Annotated in this window: 10 protein-coding genes and 4 pseudogenes; all 14 read left to right on the plus strand. The window is 70.9% G+C overall.

The window, feature by feature from the left end; translation table 11 throughout:
• Positions 1–180: 180 nt before the first annotated feature.
• The 14 genes and pseudogenes from HK415_RS26010 (at position 181) to HK415_RS04015 (ending at position 15,061) form a co-directional block, all read left to right on the plus strand.
• A complete protein-coding gene (locus tag HK415_RS26010) occupies positions 181–1,425 on the plus strand; it encodes a methyl-accepting chemotaxis protein (RefSeq protein ID WP_309246568.1) in 1,245 nt (414 codons plus the stop codon).
• Positions 1,356–1,913: a methyl-accepting chemotaxis protein gene (locus HK415_RS26015; protein WP_309246569.1), complete on the plus strand. Its 558-nt coding sequence runs from the start codon at positions 1,356–1,358 to the stop codon at positions 1,911–1,913. The genes HK415_RS26010 and HK415_RS26015 overlap by 70 nt, the downstream gene beginning before the upstream one ends.
• A gap of 208 nt (positions 1,914–2,121) precedes the next feature.
• The gene (locus HK415_RS03970; RefSeq protein WP_373684629.1) at positions 2,122–2,631 is read left to right on the plus strand and encodes a chemotaxis protein CheW; all 510 of its coding nucleotides are present in this window, start codon (positions 2,122–2,124) and stop codon (positions 2,629–2,631) included.
• Between the two features lie 59 nt (positions 2,632–2,690).
• Positions 2,691–4,046 carry a methyl-accepting chemotaxis protein gene (locus HK415_RS03975; RefSeq protein ID WP_309246570.1) on the plus strand — a complete coding sequence of 452 codons (1,356 nt, stop codon included), beginning with the start codon at positions 2,691–2,693 and terminating at the stop codon, positions 4,044–4,046.
• Between the two features lie 15 nt (positions 4,047–4,061).
• A complete protein-coding gene (locus HK415_RS26020; RefSeq protein WP_171556859.1) occupies positions 4,062–5,702 on the plus strand; it encodes a methyl-accepting chemotaxis protein in 1,641 nt (546 codons plus the stop codon).
• Positions 5,703–5,908: 206 nt separating this feature from the next.
• The gene (locus HK415_RS03985) at positions 5,909–6,289 is read left to right on the plus strand and encodes a hypothetical protein (protein ID WP_171556860.1); all 381 of its coding nucleotides are present in this window, start codon (positions 5,909–5,911) and stop codon (positions 6,287–6,289) included.
• 211 nt (positions 6,290–6,500) lie between these two features.
• Complete coding sequence (locus tag HK415_RS03990; protein WP_171556861.1) at positions 6,501–6,968, plus strand: cache domain-containing protein; 468 nt, start codon at positions 6,501–6,503, stop codon at positions 6,966–6,968.
• A 78-nt stretch (positions 6,969–7,046) separates the two neighbouring features.
• Positions 7,047–7,574 (plus strand): annotated as a pseudogene (locus HK415_RS27405) (MCP four helix bundle domain-containing protein); the annotation flags it as partial.
• 96 nt (positions 7,575–7,670) lie between these two features.
• Positions 7,671–8,766, plus strand: a pseudogene (locus HK415_RS27410) (methyl-accepting chemotaxis protein); the annotation flags it as partial.
• Between the two features lie 13 nt (positions 8,767–8,779).
• Positions 8,780–10,063, plus strand: coding sequence for a methyl-accepting chemotaxis protein (locus HK415_RS04000; protein ID WP_171556863.1), 1,284 nt, complete (start codon positions 8,780–8,782; stop codon positions 10,061–10,063).
• Positions 10,060–10,896, plus strand: coding sequence for a CheR family methyltransferase (locus HK415_RS04005; protein ID WP_171556864.1), 837 nt, complete (start codon positions 10,060–10,062; stop codon positions 10,894–10,896). The genes HK415_RS04000 and HK415_RS04005 overlap by 4 nt, the downstream gene beginning before the upstream one ends.
• 9 nt (positions 10,897–10,905) lie before the next feature.
• A pseudogene (gene cheD / locus HK415_RS26825) lies at positions 10,906–11,433 on the plus strand (chemoreceptor glutamine deamidase CheD); the annotation flags it as partial.
• Positions 11,434–11,503: 70 nt separating this feature from the next.
• Positions 11,504–12,570 (plus strand): annotated as a pseudogene (locus HK415_RS24505) (protein-glutamate methylesterase/protein-glutamine glutaminase).
• A 52-nt stretch (positions 12,571–12,622) separates the two neighbouring features.
• The gene (locus tag HK415_RS04015; RefSeq protein ID WP_309246571.1) at positions 12,623–15,061 is read left to right on the plus strand and encodes a DNA internalization-related competence protein ComEC/Rec2; all 2,439 of its coding nucleotides are present in this window, start codon (positions 12,623–12,625) and stop codon (positions 15,059–15,061) included.
• Positions 15,062–15,128 lie beyond the last annotated feature (67 nt).

Here is a 15,128-nt window from a genome sequence, read left to right on the forward strand (position 1 = left end):
GGCACCCGCGCAGGAAGGAAAAGGCGGCTGCGGCCGCCTTTTTCGTGGGTTTGTTCACGGCCCGCCCCTAGGGAAGCCCCCTAAACCCGTTCCAGTTGATTTACATCTAGTGACAGTGCTCCGCAGCGGGCGATCCTGCCCATCGGAGGCCGCCCCCGGCGGTCCGTCGAGGAGTTTGTCGTGTTCCAGAACCTGCGTGTCGCGCACAGGCTTTGCCTGGCCTTCGGGCTGATGATGCTGATGACGCTTGCCATCTGCCTCGTGGGGCTCACCAGCCTGGATGCGCAGGGCGAGCGCGTCGAGGAATTGGCCACCCGCCACATGCCCGTGGTGCAGTCCGCCGGCGAATGGCACGCCCGCGTCGAGGCCGCCGCCAAGGACATGCGGGCCCTGTTCATCGTCGCCGAGGACGACCTGCTGGAGGAGGTCGCCAACATCCGCAACGGCCGCGCCGAGCGCGACCGGCTGCAGATGGCGGTGATCCAGGGCGTGCAGAGTCCGAAGTCGAAGGCCGCCCTGCGCGCCGCCATGGACGTGGGCAAGGTCTACCTCCAGATGGAGCTGGACTTCCTGCAGCTGGCCGAGCTCGGGAAGATGCAGGAGGCGCGCGACCTGCTGCTCAATCGCATCCGCCGCGTGCAGTTCGCCTACATCGAGGCGCTGAACAAGCTCGCGCACGTGATGGCGGAGGAGGCGCGCGAACTGGCCGCTGCCTCCGCGGCGACCTCGCGCGCCAGCATAGTCGCGATGGCGGCGTTCACCGCCGGCTGCATCCTGTTCGGCATCCTGTTCGGCTGGGCCGTCACGCGCTCCGTCACGCGCCCCGTGGGCCAGGCGGTGGAGACCGCGCGCCGCGTCGCCCGCGGCGACTTGAGCGTGGAGATCCCCACCACCCGGCGCGACGAGATCGGCCAGCTGCTGCAGGCGCTGCAGGAGATGACGCACCGCCTGCGCGAGCTGGTGGGCGAGGTCGCCGGCGGCGCCCACACCGTGGCCCACACCAGCGCGCAGATCGCGCAGGGCCACCTGGACCTGTCGCAGCGCACGGAGGAACAGGCGAGCACGCTGGAGGAAACGGCCAGCTCGATGGAGGAACTGACCGCCACGGTGCGGCAGAACGCGGACAACGCGCACCAGGCCGACCAGCTGGCCGCCGAGGCCTCGCAGGTCGCGCTCAAGGGCGGCGCCGTCGTCGGCCAGGTGGTCAGCACCATGAACGGCATCTCCGCGGCGTCCCGGAAGATCGGCGACATCATCGGCGTGATCGACGGCATCGCCTTCCAGACCAACATCCTGGCGCTGAACGCCGCGGTGGAAGCGGCGCGCGCGCCGGCGAACAGGGCCGCGGCTTCGCGGTGGTGGCGGCGGAAGTGCGCAGCCTGGCGCAGCGCAGCGCGCAGGCGGCCAAGGAGATCAAGGTGCTGATCGGCAACTCGGTGCAGCAGGTGGACGCAGGCACCCGCCTGGTCGATGCCGCCGGCCACACCATGGAGGACATCGTCGTCTCGGTGAAGAAGGTGAGCGACCTGATCGCGGAGATCGCCGCGGCCAGCCGCGAGCAGAGCTCGGGCATCGAGCAGGTCAACACCGCGGTGGCGCAGATGGACCACGTGGTGCAGCAGAACGCCTCGCTGGTGGAGGAGGCCACGGCCGCCACCGAATCGATGAAGGCGCAGTCCGAGGCGCTGCTGCAGCTGGTGTCGCGCTTCCGGCTCTCGGGCGACGCCAGGGATGCGCAGGAGGAGGCGCAGGAGGAGGCGCAGGAGGAGGCGCAGGAGGAGGCGCCGGCCGCGCCCCCGCCGCAGGCCACCGGCAGTTACATTTCGGCGCCCCAGCTGCCACCGGTCCTGGACCGCATGCTGCCCGGCACGGCGGTCGTTCAGCGGCCCGGCGGCGCCTGGCGTGAGTTCTGAGCTGTCTGCCAAATGCGACAGCCCAGGGGCGGAAGAGTGGCGCCGCTCGCGCGATGAACGGAAGCGCACCCGGGTTTTCGGGCGGGGCCAGCCCACTTCTGCACACCAACGTGTTTGTAACGAGATTTAACTATTGCAACAACGGCTTCGCGATGGCATTCTTCCATCGGGAGTGACGGGGTTTGCCCCCACAGAGGAGAGAAGAATGATGCAAGCACATGCCCCTTCCGCCACGGCCGACAAGTCCCGCGCCGGCGACGGCGCCGACAGTGAGTTCCTGACCTTCCGCCTGGGCGCCGAGAGCTATGGCATCGAGATCCTGAAGGTCCAGGAAATCCGCGGCTACGAAACGCCCACCTCGATCGCCAACGCGCCGCCCTTCATCAAGGGCGTGATCAACCTGCGCGGCGTGATCGTCCCCATCCTGGACCTGCGCATCAAGTTCCAGCTGAGCGAGGCCAAGTACGACGAGTTCACCGTTGCCATCATCCTGAACATCGCCGGCCGCGTGGTCGGCGTGGTGGTGGACTCGGTGTCCGACGTGCTGACGCTGTCGGAAGAGTCGATCCGGCCGACGCCGGAATTCGCCTCCGCCACCTTCGACACGAAGTACATCACGGGCCTGGGCACGGTGGACGAGCAGATGATCATCCTGCTGGACATCGAGAAGCTCATGACCGGTGCCGACATGGCGCTGGTCGACAGCGCCGTCCACTGAAGCGCGGGGGCGACGACATGCTCTCCCGGAATCACACGGGCGCGCAGGCGCAAGCCGCCGTGCCTGACATCGACGCCGCCGCCCTCGGCTTCTTCCGTCGTTCGACCATCCGCGTCCGCCTGACGGCGGCCTTCCTGTGCATCGCCGCCGTGCTGGCGCTGCTGGGCGTGCTGGGCGTCTGGCAGCTGGAAGTGCTGGCGCAGGCCGCCGTGGCCCATCCCGCGCCCGAAGCGGTGCGCGCCGCCGCGCGCGCGGGCCAGGTGCTGGTGGGCATCGTGTGCCTGACGGTCGTCGCGCTCTGCTTCCTCATCTGCTATCCGCTCACGGTGGCGATCGTCAAGCCGATCCGCGTGGCCGCGCGCATCGCCGCCAAGGTGGCCGCCGGCGACCTGACGGTGCGCGTGCGCACCGGCGGCACCGACGAGGCCGCGCAGTTGATGAAGGCGCTGGCCGACATGACGGGCAACCTGCGCACCGTCCTCGGCAACGTGGTGCAGGGCGCGCACGAAGTGGCCGACCGCAGCGCCGAGATCGTGCGCGGCAACCAGGACCTCTCGCAGCGCACCGAGGAACAGGCGACCACCCTCGAGGAAACCGCCAGCTCCATGGAGCAGCTCACGTCCACCGTGGCGCAGAACGCGGAGCACGCGCGCGAAGCGAGCAAGCTGGCGCTGGACGCGTCCGCGGTCGCGCGGCGCGGCGGCGAGGCCGTCGACCAGGTGGTCAACACGATGGACGAGATCTCCGACGCGTCGCGCAAGATCACCGAGATCATCAGCGTGATCGACGGCATCGCCTTCCAGACCAACATCCTGGCGCTCAACGCCGCGGTGGAAGCCGCGCGCGCCGGCGAGCAGGGCCGCGGCTTCGCGGTGGTGGCGGCGGAAGTGCGCAGCCTGGCGCAGCGCAGCGCGGCGGCCGCCAAGGAGATCAAGACGCTGATCGGCGCCTCGGTGCAGAAGGTCAACGCCGGCTCCAGCATGGTGGACACCGCCGGCCACACCATGGTCGAAGTGGTGCTGTCGGTCGAGAAGGTCAGCGCCCTCATCGCCGAGATCGCGCAGGCGAGCCAGGAGCAGAGCTCCGGCATCGGCCAGGTGAACACCGCCATCGCGCAGATGGAGCGCGTGGTCGAACGCAATGCCTCGCTGGTGGACCAGGCCACGCAGGCCACGGAAGCCATGAACACGCAGACCGCGGGGCTGCTGCAGATGGCCTCGCGCTTCAAGCTGCAGTCCGGCGACGCCGTGCGGGGCGCGGACGGCGCCGCTCCGGGGTCCGCTCAGGCAGCGCCCAGGCCGGCCGGCGCCGCGCCCGCGCCCATTCCCTTCCGCGCCGCGCGGCAGCTGCCGGCCGCGAAACAGGGCAAGGCCGAGGCCAAGGCCAAGGCCAAGGGTCACTGGGCGTCGTTGTAGCGCGCTGCCGCTTCGATGCTGTCGAATCTGAAGATTTCGGCGCGCCTTTTCCTGCTCGTCGCCATCCTGCTGGCAGCCCTCGCGGGCATGGGTGCGTATGCCCTGTACGCCCTGCAGCAATCCGAGGCCCGCAACGCCGCCAGCCTGGAGCTCTCGCGCAAGCTGATGCACGCGGTGGACTCGGCACGTGCGTCCGAGGTGGAGTTCAAGATCCAGGTGCAGGAGTTCAAGAACATCCTGCTGCGCGGCCACACGGCCAGCGACTACGACCGCCACCTGGCGGCATTCCAGAAGCGCCGGGACCAGACCGTCAGGGAACTGGGCGCGACGCGCGCCGTGATGGCCGCACTGGGCCTGCCGGCCGACAGCGTGGACCAGGCGGCGCGCATGCACGCCGAGATCAGCGCCCAGTACCTGGAGAGCCTGAAGAAGTTCAGCCAGGTCGATGTCGAGAGCGGCCAGGTGGTGGACAGCATCGTGCGCGGCAAGGACCGCCCGCTGGAACAGAAGATGGACGCCATCGTCCTCACGCTGGAGAACTTCGCGCAGCAGGAGAGCGCCCGCATCGAGGCCCAGGGCGCTGCCGAATCGCGCCGCGTCATGCTGGGCATGGCCGCGGCGCTGGCGGCCATGCTGCTGTTCGCCATCGTGCTGGGCGTGCGCGTCACGCGCAGCATCAGCGGACCGATCCGGCAGGCCGCTGCCGCCGCCGAGCGCGTCGCGGCCGGCGACCTCACGCAGCAGCTGCAGGCGCGCGGCAGCGACGAGGCCGCGCAGATGATCCGCGCGCTGGCGCGCATGACCGACAACCTGCGCACGCTGGTGGGCGACGTGGCCCAGGGCGCGCGCGCCGTGGCCGGCAGCAGCGCGCAGATCGCCGACGGCAGCGTGGACCTGTCGCAGCGCACCGAGGAGCAGGCGAGTACCTTGCAGGAGACCGCAAGTTCCATGGAGGAACTCACGGCGACCGTCGTCCGGAACGCCGACACCGCGCGCCAGGCCAGCCAGCTGGCGGTGGACGCATCGGAAATCGCGCGGCGCGGCGGCGAGGTCGTGGGGCAGGTGGTGGCGACCATGGACGGCATATCCGCCTCGTCCAGCCGCATCGCCGACATCATCGGCGTGATCGACGGCATCGCCTTCCAGACCAACATCCTGGCGCTCAACGCCGCGGTGGAAGCGGCGCGCGCGGGCGAACAGGGCCGCGGCTTCGCGGTGGTGGCGGCGGAGGTGCGCGGGCTCGCGCAGCGCAGCGCCGGCGCCGCGCGCGAGATCAAGGCGCTGATCGCGGCATCGGTCGACCAGGTCGGTGCCGGCGCCCGGCAGGTGGACGCCGCCGGCCGCACCATGCAGCAGGTGGTGGACTCGGTGCGCAAGGTCAGCGACCTGATCGCCGAGATCGCCGCCGCCAGCCAGGAACAGAGTTCGGGCATCGAGCAGGTGAACCTGGGCGTGGCGCAGATGGACCAGGTGGTGCAGCACAACGCCGCGCTGGTGCAGGAAGCGGCCGCGGCCACGGAAGCCATGAAGGCGCGCGCCGACGCCTTGCTGCAGCTGGTGGCCCGCTTCCGCGTGAGCTCCGGGGCGGTCGCCGCCGTGCCGCACGCCGCGGCGGATGCGCGCGGCAGTTACATTCCGCGCCTTTCCGCGTCCTGACGCCGGCGCCGCGCGCTGCCCACGCTGCCCGTTTGCGGGCTGCCATGCGACGGAAGGCCGCGCGCGGATCACCCAGCGGTGTTGTCCGCGTTGTTTTCCCCTGTGATACTTATTGAAACATTTGTCACAAGGAAACGTCGATGGGACAACAGACACAACGCCAGGCGGGCGGAGCGCGGCGGGTCCGCCGGACTTTTGCCGGCTTCGTGACCATGCTCTTGATGGCCGTCAGCCTGCCCTCGGGGGCCGCATCGCCGGTCGAGCGCGAGTATGCCGACGCGGTGAAGTCCTTCCGCACCGGCCGCCTCTCCGAAGCCTTCGGCCAGTTCATGGCGATCGCCAACCGCGGCGACGTCGATGCGGCCCGCGTCGCGCTGTTCATGCACATGTACGGTCCCGTCCTGTACGGCAAGCAGTGGGACGCCGGCGACCAGAACGTCGCCTACTGGACCATGCTGGTGCGCAACAGCGGGACCTCCGCGCGCGCGATGCCCGAGTTCAAGCCGACGGTGCTGGTTCCTTCCGGGGCGAAGGCCGCGCCTGCCAAGGCACGGGCGCGGGCGACGACCGTCGCCGAGATCGACTGACACAGGATGGCTGTGTTCTGCACGCGACAGATGAGGGCGGGCATGGGCGCCAATAGTGCGCGGCCGGCCATTGTTACCATCACTCACGATTGCAACAGCACGCTCGCGCTGGCATGCTCGGTGGTGGTCCTGCAGAGCAACCGACAGATGCCTGGATAGGCTGGGGCGCCGGCCCATCCGGCACTTTTTCGTGGACCAAAGGAAGAGACAGATGAACAAGCGTTTTGTGGCAGCCGTGGCCCTGGTTCTCGGCGCGTCCCTGGGCATTTCCGCCGTGGCGGCCGAGCGTGTCACCCCGAAGGAAGCCGAAGCGATGGTCAAGCGCGGCGTGGCCTTCATCAAGGCGACCCCGCGTGACAAGGCGATGGCCGAAATCACGGATCCCAAGGGCCAGTTCGTGGACCGCGAGCTGTACCTGACCGTCTACAAGATGGACGGCACGGCGATGGCGCACGGCGCGAACGCCAAGTTCGTCGGCAAGAACATGATGGACCTGCGCGACGGCAACGGCAAGGAACACATCCGCGAACGCATGGAGATGGCCAAGACCAAGTCCGCGTTCTGGCAGGACTTCACCTTCCTGAACCCGGTGAACAAGAAGATCGAGCCCAAGCAGATGTACTGCGAGAAGTCCGACGAACTGGTCGTCTGCGGCGGCATCTACAAGGCGATGAACTGAGGGTTCCGGCGGGGGAGGGGAGGCACCGCGTCCGCCGGGCGCGGTGCAGGCAAAGAGAGACAAAGAGGCAAGCAGCTCATGAGAATCTGGCACAAGATATTGATCGCCCCCGGACTGGCCATCCTGTTCCTCCTGGCGTTCGGACTCATCGCCTACGGCGTGGCCTCGCAGCAGAACGAGGCCCTGCGGGAACTGGCGCAGAAGCGCCTGGCCGGCGTGGTGGCCGCCACCGACGCCTCGCAGGACATCAGCGAGGTGCACTCCAACGTCTACCGCCTGTTCACCTGGATCGCCAACCTCCCCGAGGAGAAGGTGAAGAAGGCGACCGCGGAGCAGAAGGCCAAGATCGACGCCGTCGCCGCCGGCCTCACCGCGTTCCGCGCGCAGCCGCACGTGAGCGCGCAGGAACGCCAGCTGGTCGACGCGGTGCTGCCGATGATGGCCAAGTACCGCAAGCTGCAGGACGACGCCATCGACATGGCCACCATCGAGGTGGCCACCGGCGCGATGATGATGCAGGCCGCCGATTCGCAGTTCCTCACCATGGTGAAGAACCTGGACGAGCTGGTGCAGCTGCAGAAGAAGCTCGCGCAGGAAAGCTACGAAAGCGCGGCCGCCGCCTCGCGCGCGGCCACGCTGCTGCTGTCGGCCATGCTGGTGGTCGCCGTGGCCGCCGCCGCCGCCGCCGCCCTGCTCATGAGCCGCGCCATCGTGCGCCCGCTGCATGCCGCGATCCGCACGGCACAGCGCATCGCGCAGGGCGACCTGTCCACCGAGGTGCACGTGCGCGGCAGCGACGAGACCGGCGACCTGCTGCGTGCGCTGGCCGACATGAACCAGAACCTGCGCCAGCTGGTCGGCGAAGTGTCGGGCGGCGCCCACATGGTGGCCGACACCAGCGCGCAGATCGCCCAGGGCAACCAGGACCTGTCGCAGCGCACGGAAGAACAGGCGAGCACGCTGGAGGAGACGGCGAGCTCGATGGAGGAGCTGACCTCCACGGTGTCGCTCAACGCGCAGAACGCGCGCCAGGCCAGCCAGCTGGCCATGGGCGCGTCCGACGTGGCGCGCAAGGGCGGCCAGGTGGTGGGCCAGGTGGTGAGCACCATGGCCGGCATCTCGGACTCGTCCCGCAAGATCGGCGACATCATCGGCGTGATCGACGGCATCGCCTTCCAGACCAACATCCTTGCGCTCAACGCCGCGGTGGAAGCCGCCGCGCGCGGGCGAGCAGGGCCGCGGCTTCGCGGTGGTGGCCGCGGAAGTGCGCAACCTCGCGCAGCGCAGCGCAGCGGCCGCCAAGGAGATCAAGGGCCTGATCGGCGAGTCGGTCGACAAGGTCGACACCGGCGCCAGGCTGGTGGACAACGCCGGCAAGACGATGGACGAGATCGTGGCATCGGTGAAGAAGGTCAGCGACCTGATCGCGGAGATCGCGGCGGCGAGCGAGGAGCAGGACGCCGGCATCCAGCAGGTCAACACCGCCGTGACCCAGATGGACCAGGTGGTGCAGCAGAACGCGTCGCTGGTCGAGGAGGCCGCGGCCGCCACCGAGTCCATGAAGTCTCAGGCTTCCTCGCTGCTGCAGATGGTGGCGCGCTTCAAGCTCAACGAAGGCCAGGCGCAGTACACGCAGGTGCAGCCGCTGGCCGCGCGCGAGCCGCAGCGTGCGCCGGAGCCGGTGCAGCCCGCGCCCATCGAAGTCAGGCGCAGTGCCCCCAAGCTGTCCCCGAGTGTCAGTGGCGTGCTCGGCGCACCCACCGCGAAGCCGCCCAAGGGGGAGTGGCAAGAGTTCTGAACCCGGTGCTGTCATGAGCCGGCTGTCCCTTTCCCTTGCGCTCCCGGCGGCCGGTTCCGCCGTGGCGGCGTCGCGCGTGGACAACCACAGGGCGCGCAGCCTGTTCCGCCGCGCCACCATCCAGGCCCGCCTCACCCTCGCGTTCTGCGTGCTGGGCGCCATGAGCCTGACCGTCACGCTGCTGGGCGTGTGGCAGCTGCATGCGATGGAGGCGCAGGCGCTGGCCGCCGGGGCCACGGCCCTCCAGGGCCAGGCGATGCAGGCCACCTGGATCCTGCTCGGGGTGACCGGCGTGCTGGCCGCGCTGATGCTGCCCGTGGTGGTGGCGCTGCTGGTGCACATCTTGCGTCCCATGTATGGCGCAGTGCGGATCGCGCGGCAGGTGGCCGACGGCGACCTGAGCGTCAAGGTGCGCACCGGTGGCAGCGACGAGATGGCGCGGCTGATGCTCGCGCTGGACGACATGACGGAGAACCTGCGCCGCATCGTCGGCGAGGTGGTCCACAGCGCCGACGCGGTGGCGCATGCCGGCACCCAGGTGCGGCAGGGGCAGCAGGACCTGTCGCAGCGCACCGAAACGCAGGCGAGCACGCTGGAGGAAACCGCCAGCTCCATGGAGGAGCTGACCGCCACCGTGTCGCAGAACGCGGAGACCGCGCGCAAGGCGACCGCGCTGGCCGCCGGCGCCGCCGGCGTCGCCACCGAGGGCGGCCAGGTGGTCGGGCAGGTCGTGCAGTCCATGAGCGGCATCTCCGAATCCGCCCGCCGCATTGCCGACATCATCGGCGTGATCGACGGCATCGCCTTCCAGACCAACATCCTGGCGCTCAATGCGGCGGTGGAAGCCGCGCGCGCCGGCGAGCAGGGCCGCGGCTTCGCGGTGGTGGCCGCCGAAGTGCGCAGCCTCGCCCAGCGCAGTGCCGAGGCGGCGCGCGAGATCAAGACCCTGATCACCGATTCGGTGGACCGCGTGGAGAGCGGGGCGCGGCTGGTGGACACCGCCGGCCGCAAGATGGACGCCATCGTGTCGTCGGTGTGCGAGGTCAGCGCGCTGATCGCGGAGATCGCCGCGGCCAGCGAGGAGCAGCGTTCCGGCATCGAGCAGGTGAACGCCGCCATCGGCCAGATGGACCAGGTGGTGCAGAAGAACGCGGCGCTGGTGGACCAGACCAGCCACGCGACCGAGACGCTGCACGAGCATTCCGCCGCGCTCCTGCGTTCGGTGGCGCAGTTCCGGCTGGAAGATGCGGCCGGCATGGCGTCGCAGCGCCTGGCCGCACCGGGAGCGGGCGCATGAGCGCGAACCCGGAGATCGCCTTCGACGGCGCCGACGCGCTGAACGACCGCGACTTCGCCACCGTGCGCCAGCTGATCGCGGACTACGCGGGCATCAAGCTGAGCCTGCAGAAGCGCAACATGGTCTACAACCGCCTGCTGCGGCGCCTGCGCGCGCGCGGCGTGGGCAGCTTCGGCGACTACCTGCAGCTGGTGCAGCGCGAAGGCTCGGACGAGCGCGAGGCCTTCGTCAACGCGCTCACCACCAACCTGACCGCCTTCTTCCGCGAGCCGCACCATTTCGACCTGCTGCTGGCCCGCGCCCGCGAGCGCGCCGGCCGGCGCGGCGCGCCCCTGCGCTGCTGGTCCAGCGCCTGTTCCACCGGCGAGGAGGCCTGGTCGATCGCGATGGTGCTGCGCGAGGCGGAGTGCCCCGGCGAGGTGCTGGGCACCGACATCGACACCGAGGTGCTGAACACGGCGCAGGCCGGCGTGTACCGCATGGAACGCGCCAGCACGCTGCCCGCCGAGCGCCTGCGCAAGCACTTCCTGCGCGGCACCGGCGACAACGAAGGGCTGGTGAGCCTGCGCGGCGAGCTGCGTTCCATGGTGCGCTTCGGCCAGCTGAACCTGCAGTCGCCCGTGTGGCCGGCCATGGAGCGCTTCGACGTCATCTTCTGCCGCAACGTGGTGATCTACTTCGACCGCGAGTTCCAGAAGAAACTGCTCACCCGGCTGGCCGACCTGCTGGTTCCCGGCGGGCTGCTGATGGTCGGCCATTCGGAAAGCTTCCCCGCGGCCCATCCCGGCTTCCGCTCCTGCGGACGCACGGCCTACGAACGCCTGGGCGGCTAGGGGACGCGCTTGATCGAATCCTCGGTCCCCCTGCATTACTTCGACCGGGAATTCCGGGTCGACGCGGTCAAGATCCTTCCCGGCCAGTACCACGCCGCGCGCGAGGGCGCGATCACCACGGTGCTGGGCTCCTGCGTGTCCACCTGCCTGTGGGACCCGGTGGAGCGCATCGGCGGCATGAACCACTTCATGCTGCCCGGCGACACCGCCAGCCCGGGCTCGCCCTGGGCCGCTTCGGCGCGCTTCGGCGTGTACGCGATGGAAGTGCTGATCAACGAGATGATCCACCAGGGCGCGGACCGCCGCCGCATGGTGGCCAAGGTGTTCGGCGGCGCGCAGCTGCTGGCCGGCTTCGACCGGCTCGACGTCGGCGCCAAGAACTCCGAATTCGTGCTCGAGTTCCTGCGCGTGGAAGGCATCCGCGTGCACGCGCAGGACCTGCTGGACGTGTGCCCGCGCAAGGTCCACTTCTTCGTCGACAGCGGCAAGGTGCAGGTCAAGCGACTGAGCCTCACGCCGAGCGAGCCCGTCCAGCGCCGCGAGCGCGAATACCTCAGGCGCCTGGCCGGCGGCGGCAGCGGCGAGGTCGAAATCTTCGCACCCCCAGATGATCCGCGTCCTCATCGTCGACGATTCCGCCGTGATGCGCGCCTTCCTCGGGCGCGTGGTCGGCTCGCAGCCGGACATGGAACTGCTCGGCGCCTCTCCCGACCCGCTGCTGGCCATCGACCGCATCCGCCGCAACCCGCCGGACGTGATCACGCTCGACGTCGAGATGCCGCGCATGAACGGCCTGGACTTCCTGCGCAACCTGATGGCGGTGCGGCCGCTGCCGGTGATCATGATCTCCTCGCTCACGCGCCAGGGTGCGGAGACCACGATGCGCGCGCTGGAGCTGGGCGCGGTGGACTTCTTCCCCAAGCCGGACAGCTTCGACCAGCTCGAAGGCAGCGCGCAGGAGATCGCCGAGAAGATCCGCGCCGCCGCGGGCGCCCGCATCATGCGCAGGCGCGCGCCGGTGGCGCACGCGCCCGCCGCCCCGGTGCAGAAGTCGAACTTCGCGCCGCTCACGGGCAGCACCCGCCCTCGGCCTCGGCCGGCCTGCTGCATCGGGTGATCGGCATCGGCGCCTCCACCGGCGGCGTCGAGGCGCTGCGCGACGTGCTGACCTCGCTGCCCGCGCACATGCCGCCGATCCTGATCGCGCAGCACATGCCGCCGGGCTTCACCGAGACCTTCGCGCGGCGCCTGGACACGCTGTGCCGCATCCACGTGAAGCAGGCCGAGGACAACGAGCCGGTGCGTGGCGGCGTCGCGTACATCGCCCCTGGCGGCCGCCACCTGGTGCTGGCGCGGCGCGGCGGCGGCTACTGCCTGCGCGTGACCGACGACCCGCCGGTGAACCGCCACCGGCCCTCGGTGGACACGCTGTTCCGATCGATCGCGCGCTGCGCCGGCACGCAGGCGATCGGCGTGATGCTCACCGGCATGGGCGGCGACGGCGCCGACGCCATGCTGGAGATGAGCCAGAGCGGCGCCTACACGATCGCCCAGGACGAGGCGAGCTGCGTCGTGTTCGGCATGCCGCGCCAGGCCATTGCGGCCGGCGGCGTGCGCGAAGTCGCCCCGCTGTCCGACATCGCCTCCCGGCTGGAAGCGCTGGCCGCGCCCTGATCCGTCCTCCAACCGGAGGACGCCCGCCGCGCCGCTGGCGCGTTGAAGGCGGGTGAGCACGCATGCACGCAGCGGCAGCGCCTTCGCAGCCTGCCTGCTGGGCGTGGTGCTGGGAGCCGCCTGCCAGCTGCAGCAGCCGCGCCTCTGGCCGCTGGCGCTGTACGCGGCGGGCAGCGTGTGTTCCGCACTGCTGCTGGTGCTCGCGCTGCGCATGCCGGGGCGCGGCCTCGCGCGCTGGCTGGCGGTGCTGGCCGCGGCCGGCGCGCTCAGCGCCGGCGTGACCGGCTGGCGCGCGGCGGCGTATGCGGCCACCCGGCTGGAGCCCGCGCTGGAGGGTCGCGACCTGCTGGTCACGGGCGTGGTGGCGGCCCTGCCGCACCGCAGCGAAGCGGGATTGCGCTTCCGCTTCGACGCGGAGAGCGCGCGCGCCGGCACGCAGCCGGTGCGCCTGCCGCCGCGGCTGATGCTCGGCTGGTATGGCGGCGCGGAGGCGGCCGAAGGCCTGTTCTCGCTGGAGCGCCAGCCCGCCGACCTGCGCCCCGGCGAGCGCTGGGAGTTCGCGCTGCGGCTGAAGGCGCCGCACGGCAGCGTCAATCCGCACGGCTTCGACTACGAGCTGTGGCTGTGGGAGCAGGGCGTGCAGGCCACCGGCGCGGTGCGCGCCGGCCTGCGCGATCCGCCGCCGACGCGGCTGGGAGCCACATGGCTTCACCCGGTGGAACAGGCGCGGCACCGCGTGCGCGAGCGCATCCACGAAGGCGTGGCCGAGCCGCGGCTGGCCGGCGTGCTGGCGGCGCTGGTGGTGGGCGACCAAGGCGCGATCGAGCGGGCCGACTGGGACGTGTACCGCGCCACCGGCATGGCCCACCTCATGAGCATCTCGGGACTGCACGTGACCATGTTCGCGTGGGCCGCCGCCGCCCTGGTCGCCGCGCTCTGGCGGCGCAGCGGGCGCCTGTGCCTCGCGTGGCCGGCGCAGCACGCGGCGCTGGCCGGCGGCATCGCGCTGGCCGCGGGCTATGCCCTCTTCAGCGGCTGGGGCGTGCCGGCGCAGCGCACCGTGCTGATGCTGGCGGCGGTGGGCCTGCTGCGCCTGGGCGTGCGCGACTGGCCCTGGCCCTGGGTCTGGCTGTTCGCCTGTGCCACGGTCGTGGCCGTGGATCCCTGGGCGCTGACGCAGGCCGGCTTCTGGCTCAGTTTCGTCGCCGTCGGCGTGCTGTTCGCCAGCGGCCCGGCCCGCCAGGAAGCGCAGGCCGCGGTCCCCTGGCGCCGGCGCGTGCTGGACGCGCTGCGCGGCATGCTGCGGGAGCAGGCCGTGGTCACCGTCGCACTCACGCCCTTGTCCCTGCTTCTCTTCGGGCAGGTGTCGGTGGTGGGACTGGCGGCCAACCTCGTGGCGATCCCGTGGGTGACCCTGGTGGTGACGCCGCTCGGCCTGGCAGGCGTCCTGGCCGCGCCGCTGTGGCCCGTGGCCGCCCAGGCGATCGAGCTGCTCGGCGCCGTCCTCGGCTGGCTGGCGCAGTGGCCCTTCGCCACCTGGTCGGCCGCGGCGCCGCCGGCGTGGGCGGCGGCGGCCGGTGTCGCCGGTGGCGTGCTGCTGGCCGCGCGCCTGCCCTGGCCGGCGCGCGCCTTCGGCGTGCCGCTGCTGATGCCGGTGTTCCTGTGGCAGCCGCAGCGGCCGGCGCCGGGCGAGTTCGAGCTGCTGGCCGCCGACGTCGGCCAGGGCAATGCGATCCTGGTGCGCACCGCGCGCCACACGCTGGTCTACGACAGCGGCCCGGGCTACGGCCGCGACTCCGACGCCGGCCAGCGCGTGCTGGTGCCGCTGCTGCGCGCGCTCGGCGAGAACGTCGACACGCTCGTGCTGAGCCATCGCGACAGCGACCACACCGGCGGCGCGGCAGCCGTCCTGCGCATGCAGCCGCAGGCGCGCCTGGTCAGCTCGCTGGAGGAGGGCCATCCGCTGCAGGCGCTGCGCCCCTCGCAGCGCTGCCAGGCCGGCCAGGCCTGGGAGTGGGACGGCGTGCGTTTCGAGGTGCTGCACCCCGCAGCCGGCGACTACGCGGTGCGCAAGCGCCCCAATGCCCTGAGCTGCGTGCTGCGCGTGGGCAACGCGCGCGTGCACGCGCTGCTGGCGGGCGACATCGAAAAGCCGCAGGAAGCGCTGCTCGCCGCGCAGCCCGAGGCGCTGCGGGCGAACCTGCTGCTGGTGCCGCACCATGGCAGCAAGACCTCCTCGAGCGAGGTTTTCCTGGACGCCGTGCGGCCGGCGATCGCCGTGGCGCAGGCCGGCTACCGCAACCGCTTCGGCCACCCGGCCCCCGAAGTGGTGCAGCGCTATGCCGCCCGCGGCATCGCACTGTCGGCTTCGCCCGTTTGCGGTGCGCTCACCTGGCGCTCGGAGGCACCGGCGGCGGTGCGCTGCGAGCGCGCCGCCTTCCCGCGCTACTGGCACCATCATGCGGCGCCCGCCGACAAGGATGGTGCATAGCAGCGCGGCCGCTGGCCCCTGCCATGGCCGGGAACTTGCTATCCTGTCTGGCAAGAAATGCGCACAT

The sequence above is a fragment of the Ramlibacter montanisoli genome (genome assembly GCF_013087525.1).
Taxonomy (GTDB): domain Bacteria; phylum Pseudomonadota; class Gammaproteobacteria; order Burkholderiales; family Burkholderiaceae_C; genus Ramlibacter; species Ramlibacter montanisoli.

What these genes read in the sequence shown, in the direction of transcription:
- HK415_RS04000 (WP_171556863.1), top strand. Translation starts at nt 8,780, where the DNA reads ATGAGCCGGCTGTCCCTTTCCCTTGCGCTCCCGGCGGCCGGTTCCGCC.
- HK415_RS26020 (WP_171556859.1), top strand. Translation starts at nt 4,062, where the DNA reads ATGCTGTCGAATCTGAAGATTTCGGCGCGCCTTTTCCTGCTCGTCGCC.
- HK415_RS03970 (WP_373684629.1), top strand. Translation starts at nt 2,122, where the DNA reads ATGCAAGCACATGCCCCTTCCGCCACGGCCGACAAGTCCCGCGCCGGC.
- HK415_RS04005 (WP_171556864.1), top strand. Translation starts at nt 10,060, where the DNA reads ATGAGCGCGAACCCGGAGATCGCCTTCGACGGCGCCGACGCGCTGAAC.
- HK415_RS03990 (WP_171556861.1), top strand. Translation starts at nt 6,501, where the DNA reads ATGAACAAGCGTTTTGTGGCAGCCGTGGCCCTGGTTCTCGGCGCGTCC.